Source organism: Oceanobacillus saliphilus (genome assembly GCF_023522835.1).
Classification (GTDB): domain Bacteria; phylum Bacillota; class Bacilli; order Bacillales; family Amphibacillaceae; genus Oceanobacillus; species Oceanobacillus saliphilus.
In genome coordinates, this window is sequence record NZ_JALCZU010000205.1 from 1 (window position 1) to 260 (window position 260).

Sequence of the window (260 nt, forward strand, 5' to 3'; positions counted from 1 at the left end):
GCGTCGGCGTCATGCCGTGGATCAAGCACGAGCGCTGGCAGCTGATCGCCTTCATGGTCCTGCAGACGGCCCTGATCGGCTCCCTAGCCTCCGTAGGCATCGACTCCAAGTCCCAGGCCATCGCCACCGTCATCCTGGTCTCGACCGTCAACCTGCCCCCCTCCCCCTTATCCTTCGGCATCGTCTCCCTCAACCTCGACGACCAGACCGACATCGGCGTCGCCGTCGGCCTCATCAGCACCTTCCGCCTCATCGGCGGC

At 65.8% G+C, this 260-nt stretch carries 1 protein-coding gene; it reads left to right on the forward strand.

Going from position 1 to position 260, the window contains the following annotated elements; translation table 11 throughout:
- The coding region (locus tag MN204_RS21890; RefSeq protein ID WP_249872974.1) for an MFS transporter at nt 1-260 on the forward strand (260 nt) is incomplete at both ends.